This is a genomic window from Pseudomonas sp. P5_B2, from assembly GCF_056400445.1.
The window spans coordinates 1-1,463 of the sequence record NZ_JBFULH010000860.1 but is presented as its reverse complement, the minus strand read 5'-3'; the positions used below and the strand labels follow the sequence as shown (position 1 = coordinate 1,463).

Here is a 1,463-nt window from a genome sequence, read left to right as displayed (position 1 = left end):
GCATAAGTGTCTCCTGACASACCGCCTTCGCGAGCAAGCCCACTCCTACAGGGGTATTCGGCCGACTCACTTTTTGCGCAATCTGATGAGTTCCGGCAAGCCGATCTTGAGCAACCGCGCCGTCCGGCTTTTCGCCAACGCTTCAATGCCCTCATGCTCGGTCAGACGCGCCAATTGCGCCGCCATGTTCATCACCAGCGCTTCGCGGGAGTAAACCCCGCCACCGAGCTGATAGACCGCCGCAATCAGCTCTCGCAGCTCCAGCGGCAGACGCCAACGAGTGCGCAGCGCCGAACCATAGGCTGCACCGAACGCTGCAAGCGCATCACCCACCTCTTCCCACTCATCCAGCTCACCCCCGGCCTGCTTCCACTCTTGCAAACACCGCAGCAATGCCAGATCACCAAGACGATGCAGCATGCCCGCGCAGTAACAGCGCTCTTGCTCAAGATCCAGCAGGCGCGCCAGCGTGCGAGCGTACTCGGCGGTGTGCAGCGACAGCTCCCAATAACGCTCGGCATAGTCCCCCAGTAGCGGATCGTCGAGCCGAGCACTGCGCTTGAGCGCTAGCCCCAGAATCAGGTTCATGCTTTGCCCGGAGCCCAAACGGTGCAAGGCCTGGGACAGGGTCTGCACAGGGTCACCAAGGTGATGCCCCGCGCTGTTCGCGGCGGCGATCAGCACAGCAGTAATCTGCGGATCGGTGCGAATTTTGTCTTCCAGCCGCTTCAGATCAAGACCGCTGGGATTGAGGCTGTGTTGAACCGCGACCTGCACGTCAGTCATCAACGGTGCACCGTCTGCCAGTTCTCGACGACGTTCCAGATACACCGATAACGTCATGCCCGGCGCCAACGTCGGCACCTCACAGGACACCTCTTCGCCCGCGTTCAGCAGCAAGCCCTGCAGACGCCGAGTCAGGTTTTCCATATCCAGGGGTTTGGTCAGGTACGCCGTAGGTGCCATCGGCATAGCCTCGCGCACGCTGGCACTGTCATTACGGCTGCTCATCAGAATAAAGGGTAACGGCGGATTGCGTTTGCGTTGGCGCACATTGCGCAAAACATTCAGGCCATCGACGCCAGGCAACTCCCAGTCAACGATCGCCAGGTCGTAAGGAATTTCAGCCAGCTTTTCCATTGCCTGCTGGCCATCGGCGCACAGGTCCAGTCGCGCGTCGCAGCGAACATTCAATAACACCTGCTTGAGCAAGTCTCGGGACCAGGGGTCCGCCTCGGCAATCAACACTCTTGGTGCAGCGGGTAAATCAACGACAGTCATGCAGCACGCTCCCTCGCAATGCCTGAACCTTAGCCAACACTGGCGAATCGATACAGAACAATTGGCCTCAATGTGCGTCTAGAGATCGAGTAGGAGGCGGATTTACATCCGCCGTCCTCTCACACCACCGTACGTACGGATCCGTATACGGCGGTTCAAGCTATGCGGCTAAGCCGGTTTAT

General features: G+C 59.4%; 1 protein-coding gene. It reads right to left on the bottom strand.

The window, feature by feature from the left end; all coding sequences use genetic code 11:
- Positions 1-66 precede the first annotated feature (66 nt).
- The gene (locus AC1DRJ_RS27490) at positions 67-1,281 is read right to left on the bottom strand and encodes an HDOD domain-containing protein (protein ID WP_477804921.1); all 1,215 of its coding nucleotides are present in this window, start codon (positions 1,279-1,281) and stop codon (positions 67-69) included.
- Positions 1,282-1,463 lie beyond the last annotated feature (182 nt).

Coding starts and splice junctions, on each gene's coding strand:
- AC1DRJ_RS27490 (WP_477804921.1), bottom strand. CDS start 1,281: ATGACTGTCGTTGATTTACCCGCTGCACCAAGAGTGTTGATTGCCGAG.